Consider the following 17980-nt stretch of genomic DNA (forward strand, 5'->3'; position numbering starts at 1 on the left):
TCAAAGAAATTTATTCTGATGATGATTTTAAGTTTAAACTGGATGCTTATTTATCCCATTTCAAAAATAATCACTGGGTATTTGATAAAGCGGAAATAAATTCACTATTATCTGAAATCAGGTATATACTCTTCATAAGATGTGATAAGCGCAACAGCAAGATTTATGAGATATTTATTATATATAACATTACTTATTTTTAGCCTTTCCTGTGTAGGTACAACTATAAAACCAGTCCCTATTGCTAATAAATTAAAAATTACCGATCAAATAGAATTAATCTTCTTAACTTATAATAAAGAATTCAATCTTTATTCAGATCCAAGATTAATTAACAATGAAGTGACATCTAAAATCGAAGGATATTATGATGATGAGCAATATACCGGTATTGACTCAATAGATATTAAAATATCTGATAATAAACATTATGTTAAAATGGATGCGATTATCAAAGGTTATGTTGAAATATCAGACAATGAAAAAATGCTACACGAAAACTATCAATGTGTCATTATCGATATCAAAAACTCAAAAGTTGTCTGGTCTGGGGTAGAGATGTGTGACGGCGAGTGGAAAGATAATCAATGGATAAGTCAAGGAAAAGTTGAATTTGATGGCAAATGAAGTTTAAGTTCGAAAGAAAGATAAACAACTAAAAAACATGGGAATTTTAACATGAGAATATTATTACTGATTCTATTGTCTTTGGCTAACATAGCATGTAGTCAAAAAATAGAAAATCAATCAGCAGTGACTCAAACAATCCCACATTTTGATGCTACGGTTTTCAATATCTGGCAATCCTAAAATACAATATGAACAATATCCTACATTTGATCCATGTAGTGAAAAAGTCACTAAACTAGGTCTGTATGCCAATTCAAAAGAAAAAAATATTGAGGCTTTAAAAATAGCGCTTGGTTATTATCATTGGGAACTAAAACACTATCAATTTGAAAAAAATCCTGTTTGGGAGGAATATCAATCCATTGCCGATAAAATAGCCCCTAAAACAGTTAAAGTTGTCTATATAGAAAACTTTCCAGGTATAATACCGAATCATGAAAAAAATATTTTTATATTTTATCTAACCCAATTAGATAATAAATGGTATTTAACCATTCTAGATTTTTATACTATGGATTGCCGTGCATAATATGCGTGATAATAAAAAAATATTCTGGCAAAAATTGTTAATATTCATAGTAACTTATCAATTAAAAATCCACCTAAAATAAAGAGGAAATAAATTCACTATTATCTGAAATCAGGTATATACTCTCCATAAATTCTGAAAACCGCACTCATATACTGCACCCGTTATTCTATACAAGCATTTTTTAAAGTACGGGGGAGTAAAAAATGTACAAGGAATATTGGCAATGAGATTGATAATAGTATGTATAACCCTCTTATTTATGAGTAATCAAATGGCGAATAGCCAACCGATTAATAAAAATAAAAAAGACGATCTTATTACCCAAATTATGCAAGCTCCGCTTGCCAGCCCGCCAATTGGTGATAAACATGTTTTATATCCTTTTGCCACACATTGGCAACATGCAGAAACAGAAAGTGAACGTTCGGGGAATGAAAAGGCTTTTGATGAATTAGCCAGGAATTTATATAAGCAGTCCCAATCAGAACAATCCTATAAGATCACTTTAACCCAAGAAAATTTAAAGCAGGTTGTTCAGGATTCCTATGATATCCCATTTAATATCAACGATATTTTAAACCAGAAGATTACAGTTCATGTGGAAAAAATAGCCGGCTTTCCTCAGTTTGATCTGTTTCTACTCACCACTGAGAATCTTGAGTTAGAATGCAACCATTGCGAGTATGGAAGACACCTTATTTTTCAATCCATTATATCTATCAGCTCTCATCAAATTGTGGATAAATTAGCAGCCACTTACGAATATGGAAATGATCTGGGTAGAAGCTATCGATTTTTCCATTATAACAATGGGAAAATAATTATTAGGGATCTTGGTAGTGATGAGATAGACAGTGATGCTTATGAAAAAAGAACATATCAACTGACCTCCCAAGGCAAATTCATCCGCTATTATGATACTAATGGTTCTTTTCAAAATACAGATCTTAATGTTACAGAGGAAGGTTTAGTTCAAAACCATACTCGCGAGGGGGTATGGATAGAGATGCAGTAAATATGCGCCTCTTGGGATCGGTTATATTTATCTCGAATCGGAATACAAAAATGGCCTGCCTGTTGGTATTTGGAAATGTCATCAATTAGAACATAATGAACTGAATGAACCCATCTTATCCACTCGCAAAAAAGGCAAACTTTTGTACACAGAAACCTATAAAGACGGTGAGCTTATCGAACGCAAATTTATGAAACCATAGTTAATGGTGAAATAATTACAAAATTTTGCAGAAATAGAAAAATTCATGAAGTCACAAAGGAAATAAAGAGAACAAACGTAAGGATATTTTATTTTTATCCTGTTTATTAAGGATTAAAAATATGATTTGCAATCAGCAAACTTTATGGATAATAAAATCATTGAAGTTTATAAAAGAGATTAAAAATGAAGAAATCTATCTTTCCTTGCTGTTTTCTTAACTGATTGTTATTGGTTATTTAAGCGGCAGTATAAAAAAATTTTCTAGAACATACTTTGCCTTTTACGTTGTAGTTCCCTTACTACCTATAGTAAGAGAGAGAGCTACAACTTCAACAAAAGAAACCAGAACAGCTAGAAAAGCTGCTTTCTCAGGAAAAAGGAAACGGTGCGCATGAGAAGTCAGCAGGAGGAAAAACCCCTTTTGATACTATAGCTGAAGATGGCGATAGTGGATCTCTTGCACATATAGAAACAGGTACAAGATCAAAAGAAAAAGCATCTTTGACATCTAAAAATGTAACAAAAGTAAAAGAACTTATAGAGCAGATAATAGACCACCCTAACGCATTAAAATAATAAATAAATGATGGAGAAGAATTAAATAATGCAGAAAAATATTGAAATCTTAAAAATTATTAAAGAAACTAATCATACAGAAGCTATCAATTTAAGAAGTATTGATATGAGGGTAATGATGAAATGTCCTGAAGTTGTTTACCATAAAGAATTATTAATCATCATTAATAATTTACTTGAAAAATCTTATATTGAATGGGTAAGAGAAAATTCTAGTGTAATAATTACTAAAAAAGGCATTGAATACTTAGATGGATTTGAAAAAATGAGTAATATTTAAAATTGGTAGCTAATTTTACTATCCTATATTTTTTATGTATTGAAAGATATAAAAATTTATGAGTAAACTTCGAAAAATAGAATCTAGTTACCAGTTTGAGAGAATGTTTCTACATATTGGAAGTATAGCGAGTCCAACTAGGTTACTTGATGAGTTAGAACAAGATAAATTAATATTACATGAAGGTATTTTTGATAAAGATCCCTCTTTTTATAAAAATATTTTGACAACAAAAAAGGATTGGATTATTTAAATGAAAAATTAAAAAACACTTCATTTTCTACAAAAGAATTGACTGGGCAAAGAATTGATATATTGAAAAAAATATTTGGTATAGATTAATTTTATTTTGTGTTTAATAAGGGATAAATAAAATCTGATGAAAACAAAGGAAACGATAGAAATATTAAAAAAAGCAGGATGGGAATTAGGGAGAGAGAAAAAAATAAAAAAAGAAATAGAATTTTTAGCAATTAAAGGCTATATCATATCAGATTCTTTTGTTTCTTTTTATAAAGAATATGGGCAATTGTATGTTGATATTAAGGTAAAAGGAAACGATAGAGTAATTGATTTTAATATATATACTCCAGTAAGTTATGATTATGATGAAGTTATTATAAATGATTACCCTAAAATAATAGGTTCTAAAAATTTAATTCCTATAGGAAATATTGATGGAACATCTTATTTAGTCATAGACGAAAATAAAAAAATATATTCTTTATATGATGGAAGTGTTCTGATTATAGGTGAAAATCCAGATAATGCATTAAATAATTTATTTAGTAAGGAATGGAGAGAATTTCAGGAATTACCCATACCTGATTGGTGGTAGAGTATTAAAAAACAAAACCTTACTTATAACTTATTTTAACTATAACGAATAGAATTTAAATCTTCTAATTTATTCTTTTCTTCCGAGAGATAGATTATCATGAAGTAATCGAAAGCGATCATCAAAGTATCGCTTTACTTTTTATTTGAAAAAAAATGAGCATTTTTGCTAACCCGCATTTAAACCCGAAAAAATAGTAAATTGATAGAAAAATTGATAAATGTATATGGATAAGCGGTATACTAAAAAAATATAAAATATTGATTTATAATCAAATAGAGACGTATAGATATGAGATGAAGTGAGAAGTTGGCTCCTCCAACTGGACTTGAACCAGTGACATACGGATTAACAGTCCGCCGTTCTACCGACTGAACTATGGAGGAACCGAAATGTAGCGCGCATATTATAGATTTAATCGCCCCATGTCAACTGTTAAATTTTTTTTACTGTATTTTTAACGCATTTATGATGATTCACGATTGTTTTGAATAAGGCTTTTTGTCTAAGTAATTGCTGAGGGTGTGAGCCAAGTTCGCCTTGCGGGATGGGTTGTTTTTGGTAGTATTTGATCCAATAAGGAATAATTTGACCAGTCGCAGAATCTTTGAAATTCATTGGATAGCGCTGAAAATATTCTTCACCTGATGGGTATTTAAAGGCATAAGTAATTAATTCGCTACAGTAAAATCCTTCATCTTCAGCACGGAAACTATGGTTATAGGGCAATCCTAAACACGTTTTAACTCGGGTTAATGCATTTTTGATGACTGAATCATCATAAATGGTTGCGACCAAATTATATTTAGCCCTCGCTAAAAAGTCATTAAGGGGTTGTTGAATCACGCCATGCTGTTGAGTGGCTTCTATGACGATATTATTACCAATATATAACCCAACATGGTTTATCTGTTTGATTATTTCATCCGTGTCGGTACCAGAATGCGTCACTGCGGTATTGAATTCGCTTTCTTCATTCTGGGCTTGGAAAATAATATCGCCAATTTGCATGGTTATTTGCGTGCGTGGTGGCGCCATAATGAGAACATCACGCAAGTTGCAATAATAAATTTAGCTGCATCAACACCAACGAAAGGTAAGTAGCCGACTTTTAGTGCTTCGATAAGTGAAATATGCATATATCCCATTAGATAAACAACACCAAATACAAATAAGAGTTGATGTGCACAAGCGAAGGCAATTAAACCTAAAATAAAGTGACGATCGTACCCCTTTTCGGCAGCAAAACCTGCTAAATAAGCACTAAATATATAACCATACAAATAACCTGCTGACGGTGAAGCTAATGCCATAATTCCACCGCTACCATTAGCGAATAGTGGTAATCCCATTGCACCTAAAAAGAGATATTGGAGTATGGTTAATGCACCTAGTTTACGACCTAAAAAAGCGCCAATTAACAATACGGCTAACGATTGAAGTGTGAATGGTACTGGGTAGGTGGGAATGCTGATATTAGCAGCTAACCCTAGCAGTAGTGTTGCCCCTGTAGTTGCACACAGTTTGCGTTGCCAAGATGATAAGTTAAATAGTGTAGTGATGTAAGTTGGATAATATGTTGTAAGTTTCATTATTTTCTACCATTAAAAGATAAACAGTAGTGCAATAATAATACAAAAATTTATAATGTAAACCATTTTAACTTTAAATGGTTTACATTATTTTATTTAAACATCAATAACGACGTTATACTAAGTAAGGGTTAGTCATTCTTTCATTACCAAAGCTCGACATCGGGCCATGACCAGGTACAAAGATAAAATCGTCGCCTAATGGAAAGAGTTTATGGGTAATTGATGAGATCAGATCTGCATGATTTCCACGAGGAAAGTCGGTTCGTCCAATACTGCTTTTGAACAGTACATCACCCACAAAAGCAATTTTATCTTGTTTGTTAATAAATACGATATGGCCCGGAGTATGACCTGGGCAGAATAAAACATCTAAAGTGACATTTCCTACTTTTATTTGTTCACCTTCGGTTAACCAGCGATCGGGTGAAAAACTGTCAATATGAGGAAAACCAAATTGTATGCATTGTTGTGGTAAGCCTGACAGTAAAAATTCATCTTCTTGGCTAGGTCCAATAATTTTAACGTTATAGTGTTTAGCTAATTCCACCGCTGCACCAACATGATCTAAATGACCGTGGGTAAGCAGTATTTGTTTAATATCTACATTAAGCTTTTCAACTGCTTTTTTTAGTAGTTCTGGCTCACCACCTGGATCGATAAATGCGGCTTGATTTGTTTCATCACACCAAATAATGCTACAGTTTTCTTGAAAAGCTGTAACGGGAATGATTTGATACTGAAACATATTGTTATCTCCTTGTTGTTTAGTGCCGAGCCGTTAAATTTTGACCATCTTCTTTTGTTAATTGAGCAAAGATTATACTTGATAGCATAGTTACCACACCTAGTATAACAAAGGATAGTTGAAATGCGTGAATAGTCGTTGTTGAGTTGCTAAATAATCTAACCAATACCGCACCAAAGCCCGTACCAAAACTGATGGCTAATTGTTGATTGACCGCCATTAAACTATTGCCACTGCTAGTGTTTTCGCCTTGTAGGTTAGCTAAAGTTATACTATTCATTGAGGTAAATTGCATTGAGTTAACACCACCAATACAAAATAGTAAAATACCTAATATGACTAGTGGTGTGGTTAGATTTAATAATGACAGTAAAAGAATCAATATTCCCGCCAAAATAGTATTAGCAACCAGCACAAAACGATAACCTAATCGAGCTAATAATTTGGTAATAAAAAAGCGTGTAAAAATTGAAGCGATCGCCATTGGTACTAACATCATTCCGGCAAACATGGCTGAATAGCCAAATCCAACCTGTAAAAATAACGGAATAAGAAAAGGTACACCTGAAATACCTAAGCGACAAACTAAATTCCCGATAATGCCAATTTTGAATGTACGGATATTGAATAATGAGAGTGAAAACAGCGGTGCTTGTCTCTTTTTGGCGTAGCTACGATAAATAAAGAGAAATACGATGCTAATAATAGCAAGCGATAGCGGTAAATAATATTGTTGGCCTTCATTTAAACATTCAATACTCAGCGTTGCGCTGATGAAGGTAATAACAATAAAAATAAATCCAAATGCGTCAAAAGGCATATGTTCGCCTTTTAGGTTTGGCATATATTTTAAGCTGACAAGCACGCCTAAAATACCAATGGGCAAATTAATCAAAAAGACCCAATGCCAACTTACCATATCAACCAAATAACCACCTAAAACAGGTCCGAGTACCGGTCCAATTAATCCGGGAATAGTGGCAGTATTTAATGCGGATAAAAACTCATTACGTTTAAAAGCCTTAATTAAAACCAAACGGGAAACGGGCACCATCATTGAGCCACCAATGCCTTGAATTACTCTTGATATATCTAAGAATATTAACGAATTAGATAGCGCACAAAGCAATGATCCTAATGTAAAGAGTGCGACCGCCATGACAAACACGTTTTTGGTACCAAATTTGTCAGATAAAAACCCACTTACCGGAATAAATAGTGCCAAGGTTAATGCGTAACAAATTACCGCTGATTGCATATTTAATGGCGATTCATTGAGATCTTTAGCCATGGTTGGCAGCGCAGTATTTAAAATCGAGGTATCAAGCGATTGCATAAAAAAAGCAAAGGCTGCAATCCAAGGTAATATTCGATAGACAAAAGGAGGTAATTCGCGATTCATTTTATTCAGCCTAATGTTATTAAATTGCACGAATGATATGCTTAGCGCTAAGATTATGCTCTCTTACCTTTATGATTGGGTAAGAGAGCCCATGAATGCTATTTTATGATAATTAATTATTAGCTTTTTTCTTATCTTTAACCGGTTTGCCTTGCCAATAACCCGCCAAGAGTGAGCCAGAAATATTGTGCCAAACAGAAAATACCGCAGCTGGCAGTGCTGATAAAGCTGAAAAATAGGTGGTACCCAGTGTTGCAGCTAACGCTGAGTTTTGCATTCCCACTTCTAAAGACATGGTTCGGCAGGTCGATTCATCAAATCCAAATAAACGTCCTCCCCAATAACCACCTAACAAACCAATTCCATTATGGATGATTACGGCAAAAATGACCGTTATACCGACTTGACCAATGAGCGCATGACTACCCGCTACCACTATGCAAATAATTAATAAAATACATAACATTGAGAGTAATGGTAGGAAGCGCTCACATTTTTTTACTACTGAATATAAAAAGTGGTGAACAATTAATCCCAATAATATTGGAACAAGTACTATTTGGACAATATGCACTAACATATCCCATACAGGTACTTCAACAGTGGTGCCGACTAATAGTAGTGTAAGTAGTGGGGTGACCACGACACCAACAAGTGTTGATACTGATGAGATGGTGACCGATAAAGCCACATCACCCTTAGCCAGATAAATCATTACATTCGAGGCGGTTCCACTCGCAACACTACCAACTAAAACCATGCCAACTAATAACTCAGGTCGCATGGTAAATAATTTAGATAAGATCAATGCGGTTAGTGGCATAACAATATAATGCAGTAGGGTGCAAATTATTACCGCTTTAGGTTTAGTAACGACGCGTTTAAAATCATCAATACTTAACGTTACGCCCATGGTAAACATGACAAACATTAATAGTTGTGATGTATGAGGGCGAATTGGAAGGAATGCGTTAGGTAAAAAATAGGCGATTATTGCGCAAAGTACTGCCCATAGAGGAAATAATCGAGTAAGTGAAATAAGGGATTGCACAAATAACTGACTATAGCGTCGAGACATAAGCACCACCTTGTGGCTGAATAATTTTTTAATAATTATATGGTTAAGTTTGATTTAGTATTTCCATTTTATTGATTCTATTAAATAGCGTCAAGGTATTTGTTAGAATTGTGTCGCGTATTTCTATCGGATTTTCAGGACGTAATTGACAAAGAATCTTAAAAATATCGACAATATTTTCTGGTCGATTGATTTGTCCTTGCCGGCCACTTAACGGCATGTCAGGTGCATCGGTTTCTAACACTAAACTTTCGAGCGGTAATTTGGCGATGGTTTGACGAGTTTTATTGGCTCGCGCATAGCTTATTACGCCACCCACACCAATGTAATAGCCTAATTTAACAAATTGCATGGCTTGTTGATAACTTCCAGAAAAACCGTGGATCACGCCACGACAGGGTAAATTGGCTTGATGTAATTCATGATAGATAACATCGTGTGTTTTGCGGGAATGGACTAAAACCGGTAGATCAAAGCGCTTGGCTATAGTCAATTGTGCTCGAAAAAAATCAAGTTGCTGTTGCCACGCAATCGAGTTGTCATAACGATCTAAACCGATTTCGCCAATAGCGACTATTTTTTTTGAGTGAGTACTAACTTTATCTACTAATATTTCAAGGTCAGTAGGGGAGTGTTGATATATAGGATGTAGGCCAAGTGCAGCATAAAGTTCATGATACTGTCCGCTGAGTTGCAAAATTTGGCTAAAATGATCAGCACATACGGCCGGAATAATTAAACCAGTAATCTGAGCTTGGCGAATGTGGTTGATTGAATTATCTAAATCGGTAACAAAAGCAGGAAAGTTGAAATGGCAATGTGTATCAATAAACATAATGCCTCCTATTCTTCGACTTGATGTAATAATACCGGTAATAAAAATCGCTGAGCAAGATGGGTTATTTGCTCAATTAATTCATTGTTCAACTCAGGGTATAATCTTGCGTAATAACTATCACATTCAGCGGAGTGAAATTGTCCACCTTGCCATGCATTTAATAATTTACTGATGGCTTTTTCACTCGGCTCAATTTCTGCTGTTTTTGGATTATATGCGGTAATTAACCAACTCCATGCGCTTTGTAATGGTAACAACATCGGTTGATTAATACCTTGTATATAACCGTCAACCAAATCAGTTAATATTGCTAAAGCTTGGTTAGCATCAATGTGTGAAAAACGCCATTGATTGTCTTCTCGCCCATATAATCGACTTTGGCTTTTATCTGTATTTAAAATACAATAAATTAAATGGTCAATCCATAATGATATACCATCACGAATAGAGAGATTAGTCGGTCGCCAAGTTAAAATGCCATCTTGTTGAATATGAGTTAACCATCCTTGTAATTGATAATGTTGTTTATTTATCGAAATGGTTAAATTCACCTCTGACGTTGAAAGATCGGTTCGCTCTTTAATGATTTTGTTGGCTAATGGCTGTAATAATTCACATTGTTCATCATAAATAATCTCACCAAAAGCTCCATCTGGTAATTCACCCGTCAATGTTAGGCGTTGATACAAATTATCAGTTGAGTCCTTAGTGATCATCTCATTTAGAATCTGTAAATTGAGTTGATAGCGTTTCAAGCTATCTAGGCTAAAGTTTTCGGCATCGGGTAATGTGTCATCTAAATAATTGATATAAAAATTAAAGCGTTTTTGTAAAAAAAATCGAATAGAGTGTTGATAAAATCGCTTTAGTTCATCCAAATTGATGTTATCAACAACCATATTGGTGATATCACTGATAAATGATTGGCTTTCCCCTGCTTTTAACGCTGCTGGTAACCACTCATCGGCATAACTTCTTGGCTCATTTAAGAAATTTAGCGGATTAAATGGGGTGCGGGTATGCAATGTTTTTAATTTATCTATTAGATGATTTTTTTTAGTGGAATTTTCATCCGTTGCATAATACTGCACAATATAATCCCAAAGTTCATCAACCAATACCGATGGATAACGTTCGCTATCATCTTTCATATCACGGCCAATATAACTGATATAGAGTTGATTTTGTGCCGATAAAATAGCTTCTAAAAATAGATAACGATCATCAATGCGTCGACTACGATCGCCGCGTCTTGGATTTTGTGCAATTAAATCAAAATCTAAAGGTAATGATGTTCTTGGATAGTCACCATCGTTCATACCTAATAAGCAAACCAATTTAAACGGAATAGAACGCATTGGCATCATAGTACAAAAGTTTATTTTACCAACTAAGAATCGATGCGCTAAGTGGCTTTGTTCCAATCGGGTTTGCATAGCATCATGTAAGACGGTTATCGAAATATTGTCGGTAAAATTGGCATTTAAACCACTGCTGATCAGCTTTTCCCACTCTTCTTGGATCATGAGTAAAATTGATTCACGCGATGTATTGCTAACAAAGAAGTCATTGATAAGCTCAATACAGCAACTTTGCCATTCAGATAACGGTTTGTCTTCACTTAAAATGTTTAGCCATTTACGTACAGATTTTATAAATTCTGCTAATTGGCCAATTAATTCGGCATCTAATCCTGTAGCCCCATCATAAGGTAATATCTGTTGCCAGCCACCTTGTTCACTATTCATGGTATAACCAAGTAGTAAGCGCTCAATACCAAATAGCCAACTGTGAGCATTTTCGAGACCAAAACGAATACCAGACTCAATAATCCAAGTATGTAATAAAGTTAGTTGTGGCTCACTTATGGTAAATTTTTCAGCAATTGCTGGGATTTCTAGCAGGTTAAATAACTCTTCGGCAGTAAAGCGGCTTTCAGTAAAGTTTAAAATAGCAAAAAATCCTTGCACAATGGGATCGATGTTACGCGCTTTTTGATCGGAAATAGTGAATGGTAAATGACGTTGTCCTTCAGCATTACCAAATACGGATCGAATATAAGGTACATACTTATCAATATCTGAAACCATGACAATACAATCACGTAATTCCAGTGTTGGATCAGCATCAAATGCTGATAATAGATAATCATAAAGTACTTCGACTTCCCGCTGTTCGCTATGACAAGCATGAAATGTTATCGATCTATCTTGGTTATCGATTTCATCTACTGGTGCTTCACGGTAGAGCTCTAAAATATCTTGCTGAATAGCATGTAATAGGCAATTACGCTCATTGTCGACAAAGAGATCAATATCCTGTTTATTTTGGAACTCTTGCAATAAAAATAGGTTATCGCGTCCCAATTTTCCCCACGATGTCAGTAGTGGGTTTTGTGTATCCGATATTTCAACAATATCTCCCCAATACCATTTACAAGGGTTGTTAAACATGAGGTGAACGTCTATATGTTGTCCAAGTGCGGATAATAGTGATAGATAAATTGGGGGCAAAGATGTGATGCCAAAAATATAAATCCGCTTAGGTAAATTGTTTAATCTGGAACGATCAAAGTCACTATCTAACATAATCTCTAACATTTGTTGATAAATGTTAGCACGATGATAGGGTTGGCTAATCGAGATCAGTTGACGCCATAATTCCGCTTGCCACTTCTCATCCGGATGGTTGTTCAATTCAGTTACTGTTTGATTAGCTTCCCATTTGGCTAGCCAGTCTGGGCGATAAACTAAATACTGGTCAAATAATTTTGCTATGCGAGTTGCTAATTGGTACTGTTTTCGTTCTTCTTTATCAATATCAAGATAATATTTGATTGTTTCAAATTCTGGCCGCTCAATAATTTTTGGCAATAGATAATATAAACGCCAAGTCATTGATTCGACATTATAACTATTTTCAATTGGTGCCTCAGGCAGAAGGGCTTGGTATAACTGCCAAATAAATTGACTCGGAAAGGGAAAATCAACATTAGCCACAATACCAAGATCGTTAGCCAATTCAATTTGTAACCACTGCGCCATCCCTTGGCTTTGCACAATGACCATATCAGGTGTAAATACTTGCTCTAATGGGTCTCTGCTCATTAATTCGCTGACTAATGATTTGAGTAAATCGACTTGATTAGAATGATAAATAGTAAACATGGTTACATTAGTTTTAATATAATTAAATTGATTATCGCCGATTGTTATTAATAAATCCAGTTACGTATAGGTGGTGTTTTTTTATATTGTAATAATTCTTATAACATCCAACTCGCTTTTGTAAAAAAGTTGAGGAGTGGGGTTTTTGGGGTTCTAAATTCTGCAATGTTGCCTCAAGTAAATAATTCCGCTTTAAACTATGGCGCTTTTTAGTAGTTCTATTTTTCCATCAAAAAAGTTGAGGAGCGGGGTTTTTGAAGTTTTAAATTTCACTTAAAAACTTTTAAATGATCAAAATCACTAAATTTCTAATCCAAAACCTCAAAATAAAATTTTTAAGGATCAATCGCTCTAATTTTAAAGATTTGTAATCATAATATCTTTAATTAAAACATAAGTTAATCAAATATCGGTTAGATCCTTTTTAGATCCTATTTACAAAAGTTAACCCAATTGAGCGAAAAAAAGTGTTGCATCGTGTTTTTCCAATCACTATACTTTTTACACGGTTTTAGCTACTAGGCTAAAATTTGACAGAAAAGTATAAAATTGTAAATTAATCAAAAAATTACTTGACAGGGTAGTCTAAAATGCAATATAATTTTCAACAGCCAACAGCCAACAGCCAACCTGCCAAACCTATCTTTTAAATTCGTCTAAGTCCAGCACCCAGTTTAAATTTTTCACTGAAGCTTATTTTTCCACGCAATCAAGTGAAATTCTGCGAATTTTCGCGCGATCCTCTTCTCGATCTTTTTTCCGGTCGTTTTTCGGATCCTCTTTCAGATCCTGTTTTCGATCCTTTTCCCAATTATCCCGGCAGATTGTTTTTTTCGTGGCTCTTTTCCTTCCTTTTTCCAGTCATGCATTGACATCACAGACAACTAGAAATGCGATACAGGGTAGTGTACCTTATCTGACTTTCGACGGTGGTCGTACTCGTGCGGTTGATGTTAACGGTCTGCTTGGGATTACACTATCTAACGGAGCTAATTACACGCCTTCAACCAATACTTCATCTTCTTCAGCACCAATCGTCTTGCCGGTTGAGGGTCAGAGTTTTGCTGATATTGCTATGTTGGTTCCTACTGATACTAATTCAGTCGCTTTGAGTTCACTTATCGGTCCTCCTAATAATTATTGGGGTGATGATGATGGTGATAGTGACGTTACTGTTACTGGTTCTTTAAGTTTATCTATCGTCGATAACAGAGGTCAATCGGTATCACGTAGTACAGAGCTAGAGATTTGTAAGGCACCTTATAGGGTTACGTTATCCAGTACTAACGGTACATTATCAACACGTTATGGATTTCCTAATCTTAGTACTTTCAATGCTAGTAATGTGACTTATTACGTCAATCCTAAGGCTTCGCCTGTGATTTGTTTTGCTCGGCCTAACTTAAAGTTTGGTAAGCGTGGTGATTCTCCTCCTTACCCATCTTTGGATTTTGCTGGCCCAGCTTCGATGTGGGACCCGGATAATGGTTTTATCCCTCAGTCAACTGGCCCATCCTCTTACGGTAGAAACTTTCCTACTACAGGTCTTAATGGATTGTACTTTGATTTACTCATTAGTGGTGTAAGTCGGCCATTGTCTTGGTCTCCTGTTTCTCATGGAGGTATCACTGCTACTATGTCTAATCCTACTGCTACAAGCGTACACGTTACTTTAACTGGTCCTTACGCTACCGAATCCCAGCATAATTCTAGAAATCCTGGTCCTATTTCTAAACCTACTTTGCCTCAGACCTTCGAGTTGGTCGGTCGTGATACTAATGGTACTCCAGTTGTTAAATATGGTTTTACTTTGAAGCAGTGGTTCGTCAACCGAGGTTCTAAGTATGACACTTATCCTAATACATTATCTTGGTGTAATAGTCTTGGTTATCAAGTACCTAAGGTAAAGGATTTAACCAACGCATCTTGTCGAGGTTACAATTCAAGCATTTACTGTCAGGGTTCAGTCGGCGCCACTCCTTCCTCATCCCATAATGCTTACATGCGTCATATAGGTTCTGGTTTTTTCACGGAGTGGGGTTATATGTCTGATTATTCAGGCGTTGGCCTCGCCGACTATTGGCTCTGGACTAGTGACCTGAATGGTAGTTCCCAGTTTGTCGTGTACACAGGCGGCGGTGACGTGGCTTGGGACTACACCTCCTTCCACCGCTCCGGCCTTTGCTCCCATCCTTAGTTTTTATTTCTTCGTCCTTAATCCTTAGGGCGGGGGTGGGGGTGATAAAAAATAGTGTTGAGTGATTAAAAGTAAGCTGACTCAAGGAGTCAACGTCGTTTAGCCATAAAAAGCGATTTTGCGGCTAAGCGACGCTTCAATTACCCGCCTCGGCGGGTATATTTTTGAGGTATTTTATCTCAAAAAAAAGTTGAGGAGCGGGGTTTTTGGGGTTCAAAATTTTGTTTTGAAATATTGTCTCAAATAAATAATTGCGCTCTAACTGTGTCGCTTTTTAGTAGCTGTATTTTTCCATTAAAAAAAGTTGAGGAACGGGGTTTTTGGGGTTCAAAATCCTGCTTTGATATATTGTCTCAAATAAATAATTCCGCTTTAAACTGTATCGTTTTTTAGTAGTCTTTTTTACATCAAAAAAAGTTGAGGAGCGGGGTTTTTGAGGTTTTAAATTTCACTTAAAAAGTTTTAAATGATCAAACTTACTAAATTTCTAATTCAAAGCCCTAAAATAAAATTTCGAGGATCTTTAATCATTTATTTAAAGATTTGTAATTGTGATATCTTTAATTAAAACAATAGCCAATCAATTGTAATCTAGATCCTTTTTAGATCCTATTTACAAAAGTTAACGCAACTGAGCGAAAAAAAGTGTTGCATCGTGTTTTTCCAATCACTATACTTTTTACACGGTTTTAGCTCAGAGGCTAAAACTTGATAAAAAAGTATAAAATTGTAAATAAATCAAAAAATTACTTGACAAGGTAGTCTAAAATGCATTATAATTTTCAACAGGCAACAGGCAACAGGCAACATGGCCAACCTATCTTTTAAGTTCGTCTAAGTCCAGCACCCAGTTTAAATTTTTCACTAAAACTTATTTTTCCACGCAATCAAGTGAAATTCTGCGAATTTTCGCGCGATCGCTTCCGCGATCCTCTTTTCGATCTTTTTTCCGGTCGTTTTCCGGATCCTCTTTCAGATCATCTTTTAGATCCTTCGATTTTCCCAAATTATCCCAGCAGATTGTTTTTTTCGTGGCTCTTTTCCTTCCTTTTTCTGGTCATGCATTAACATCACAGACAACTAGGAATGCGATACAGGGTAGTGCACCTTATCTGACTTTCGACGGTGGTCGTACACGTGCGGTCGATGCTAACGGTCTGCTTGGGATTACGCTATCTAACGGAGCTAATTACACGCCTTCTAACAATTCATCATCTACAACCCCAATCGTCTTGCCGGTTGAGGGTCAGAGTTTTGCTGATATTGGTATGTTCGTTCCTACTGATACAAATTCAGTCGCTTTAAGTTCTCTTATCGGTCCTCCTAATAATTATTGGGGTGATGATGATGGTGATTCTGGTGTTACTGCTACAGGTTCTTTAAGTTTATCTATCGTCGATAAAAACAATCAGTCTGTATCACGTAATTCCGTGTTAACAATTTGTAACGCACCTTATAGGATTAAGTTATCTAGTACTAACGGTACATTATCTACTCGTTATGGCGTTCCTAATCGTAGTACTTTCAATGCTAGTAATGTGACTTATTACGTCAATCCTAAGGCTGGGCCGGTGGTTTGTTTTGCCAGACCTAATTTGAGAGAAGGTTCAGGTATATATGCTGGCCCAGCTTCAATGTGGGACCCTGCTAAGGGTTTTCTGACTCAAGAAACAGACCCGTCACTTTACGGTAGAAACTTTCCTACTACTGGCGCTAATGGAATGTACTTTGATTTACTCATTAGTGGTGTCAGTCAGCCATTGTTTTGGTCTCCTGTTTCTCAGGGTGGTATCACCGTTACAATGTCTAATCTTACTGCTACAAGCGTACGCGTTACTTTAACGGGTCCTTACGCTACCGAATCCCAGCATAATTCAGACAGTCCTAGTCCTATTTCTAAACCTACTTTGCCTCAGACATTCGAGTTGGTTGGTCGTGACGCTCAAGGTAATCCAGTCGTCAAATATGGTTTTACTTTGAAGCAGTGGTTCGTGAACCGTGGTTCTAAGAAGGACTATTATCCTAATACATTATCTTGGTGTAATCGTATTGGTTATCGAATGCCTCGCGTAAAGGATTTAACTAATGCATCTCGTGATTGGAATGGTAACCCTATATCCATCGGCGCCACCCCATCCTCATCTGGTAATTATTACCAACGTAGAATTGGTTCTGGCTTTTTCACTGAGTGGGGTAGTATGCATGATTATTCACGCGTTGGCTTCAACGACGCTTGGTACTGGACTAGTGACCCGAATGGTAGTGACCAGGTTATCGTGTACACACACAGCGGTAACGTGGATTGGGGCTACTACTTCAACTACGGCTTTTGCTCCCATCCTTAGTTTTTATTCCTTCGTCCTTAATCCTTAGGGCGGGGGCGGGGGTGGGGGTGATAAAAAATAGTGTTGAGTCATTAAAAGTAAGCTGACTCAAGGAGTCAACGTCGTTTAGCCATAAAAAAAGCGATTTTGCGGCTAAGCGGCAAAAATGCTGGGCACCGAGGTGGTGGTTAAAAATATTGATATTAAAGGAGTAATATAAAATGAATATTGAAGAAAAAATAGCGTTAAGTAAAAATCCGGTTCAGTTTATAGCCGAGGGTAATTTTTTAAAGCTTTATAATCAATCATTATATGTGGTTGAGCAATTATTGGGTTTTAACTTAAAGGTAACGGCAAAGTATATAAAAAAAATTGATGAAATTATTATTTGCGGTGGATTTCCTACCCGTTCTATTACTAAACGCTACCCTAATGCCAGCCCTAATTTAACGGGGTATGAGTTATTGGGTGATTATGATTTAAGTGGCTATGAGCTATGGTATCAAAAGCATTGCCAAATACCGAAGCAAAAAACACCACAATCCCTTCTCACAACATC

16 protein-coding genes and 1 tRNA gene are annotated in these 17980 nt (G+C 35.6%); 9 read left to right on the top strand and 8 right to left on the bottom strand.

From position 1 onward, the window contains the following. The first annotated feature begins 165 nt into the window (after nt 1-165). The 6 genes from A9G07_RS00305 to A9G07_RS00330 all read left to right on the top strand — a co-directional run bounded on the left by A9G07_RS00305 (nt 166) and on the right by A9G07_RS00330 (nt 4075). Nucleotides 166-627, top strand: a complete 462-nt coding sequence (locus tag A9G07_RS00305; RefSeq protein WP_065733576.1) for a hypothetical protein — start codon at nt 166-168, stop codon at nt 625-627. 151 nt (nt 628-778) lie between these two features. Further along, the gene (locus A9G07_RS00310) at nt 779-1159 is read left to right on the top strand and encodes a hypothetical protein (RefSeq protein ID WP_065733577.1); all 381 of its coding nucleotides are present in this window, start codon (nt 779-781) and stop codon (nt 1157-1159) included. 274 nt (nt 1160-1433) lie between these two features. Further along, a complete protein-coding gene (locus tag A9G07_RS00315; protein WP_141677434.1) occupies nt 1434-2177 on the top strand; it encodes a hypothetical protein in 744 nt (247 codons plus the stop codon). A gap of 808 nt (nt 2178-2985) precedes the next feature. After that, nucleotides 2986-3237, top strand: a complete 252-nt coding sequence (locus tag A9G07_RS00320) for a hypothetical protein (protein WP_065733579.1) — start codon at nt 2986-2988, stop codon at nt 3235-3237. Nucleotides 3238-3295: 58 nt separating this feature from the next. Next, on the top strand, nt 3296-3490 hold the full coding sequence (locus A9G07_RS00325; protein ID WP_065733580.1) for a hypothetical protein: 195 nt from the start codon (nt 3296-3298) through the stop codon (nt 3488-3490). 126 nt (nt 3491-3616) lie between these two features. Next, nucleotides 3617-4075, top strand: a complete 459-nt coding sequence (locus A9G07_RS00330) for an SUKH-3 domain-containing protein (RefSeq protein WP_065733581.1) — start codon at nt 3617-3619, stop codon at nt 4073-4075. A 310-nt stretch (nt 4076-4385) separates the two neighbouring features. Here the strand turns inward: A9G07_RS00330 and A9G07_RS00335 are convergent. The 8 genes from A9G07_RS00335 to recC all read right to left on the bottom strand — a co-directional run bounded on the left by A9G07_RS00335 (nt 4386) and on the right by recC (nt 12900). Further along, nucleotides 4386-4461 (bottom strand) — tRNA-Asn (locus tag A9G07_RS00335). 49 nt (nt 4462-4510) lie between these two features. Beyond that, nucleotides 4511-5113, bottom strand: a complete 603-nt coding sequence (locus tag A9G07_RS00340) for a YiiX/YebB-like N1pC/P60 family cysteine hydrolase (protein ID WP_081303303.1) — start codon at nt 5111-5113, stop codon at nt 4511-4513. Further along, the gene (locus A9G07_RS00345; protein WP_065733583.1) at nt 5089-5667 is read right to left on the bottom strand and encodes a biotin transporter BioY; all 579 of its coding nucleotides are present in this window, start codon (nt 5665-5667) and stop codon (nt 5089-5091) included. The genes A9G07_RS00340 and A9G07_RS00345 overlap by 25 nt, the downstream gene beginning before the upstream one ends. 115 nt (nt 5668-5782) lie before the next feature. Next, nucleotides 5783-6415, bottom strand: coding sequence for an MBL fold metallo-hydrolase (locus A9G07_RS00350; RefSeq protein WP_065733584.1), 633 nt, complete (start codon nt 6413-6415; stop codon nt 5783-5785). Nucleotides 6416-6434: 19 nt separating this feature from the next. After that, complete coding sequence (locus A9G07_RS00355; RefSeq protein ID WP_065733585.1) at nt 6435-7817, bottom strand: MFS transporter; 1383 nt, start codon at nt 7815-7817, stop codon at nt 6435-6437. A gap of 112 nt (nt 7818-7929) precedes the next feature. Beyond that, the gene (panS, locus tag A9G07_RS00360; RefSeq protein WP_065733586.1) at nt 7930-8895 is read right to left on the bottom strand and encodes a ketopantoate/pantoate/pantothenate transporter PanS; all 966 of its coding nucleotides are present in this window, start codon (nt 8893-8895) and stop codon (nt 7930-7932) included. Nucleotides 8896-8938: 43 nt separating this feature from the next. Next, nucleotides 8939-9730, bottom strand: coding sequence for a TatD family hydrolase (locus A9G07_RS00365; RefSeq protein WP_065733587.1), 792 nt, complete (start codon nt 9728-9730; stop codon nt 8939-8941). Between the two features lie 8 nt (nt 9731-9738). After that, complete coding sequence (gene recC, locus A9G07_RS00370) at nt 9739-12900, bottom strand: exodeoxyribonuclease V subunit gamma (RefSeq protein WP_065733588.1); 3162 nt, start codon at nt 12898-12900, stop codon at nt 9739-9741. A gap of 835 nt (nt 12901-13735) precedes the next feature. Between recC and A9G07_RS00375 the strand changes: the two genes are divergently transcribed. The 3 genes from A9G07_RS00375 to A9G07_RS00385 all read left to right on the top strand — a co-directional run. Beyond that, the gene (locus tag A9G07_RS00375) at nt 13736-15097 is read left to right on the top strand and encodes a hypothetical protein (RefSeq protein ID WP_141677435.1); all 1362 of its coding nucleotides are present in this window, start codon (nt 13736-13738) and stop codon (nt 15095-15097) included. A gap of 1031 nt (nt 15098-16128) precedes the next feature. Further along, nucleotides 16129-17442, top strand: coding sequence for a hypothetical protein (locus A9G07_RS00380; RefSeq protein WP_065733590.1), 1314 nt, complete (start codon nt 16129-16131; stop codon nt 17440-17442). Between the two features lie 200 nt (nt 17443-17642). Beyond that, the coding region (locus tag A9G07_RS00385; protein ID WP_141677436.1) for a hypothetical protein at nt 17643-17980 on the top strand (338 nt) is incomplete at its 3' end.

It is taken from the genome of Gilliamella sp. wkB72 (assembly GCF_001693745.1).
Classification (GTDB): domain Bacteria; phylum Pseudomonadota; class Gammaproteobacteria; order Enterobacterales; family Orbaceae; genus Gilliamella; species Gilliamella apicola_E.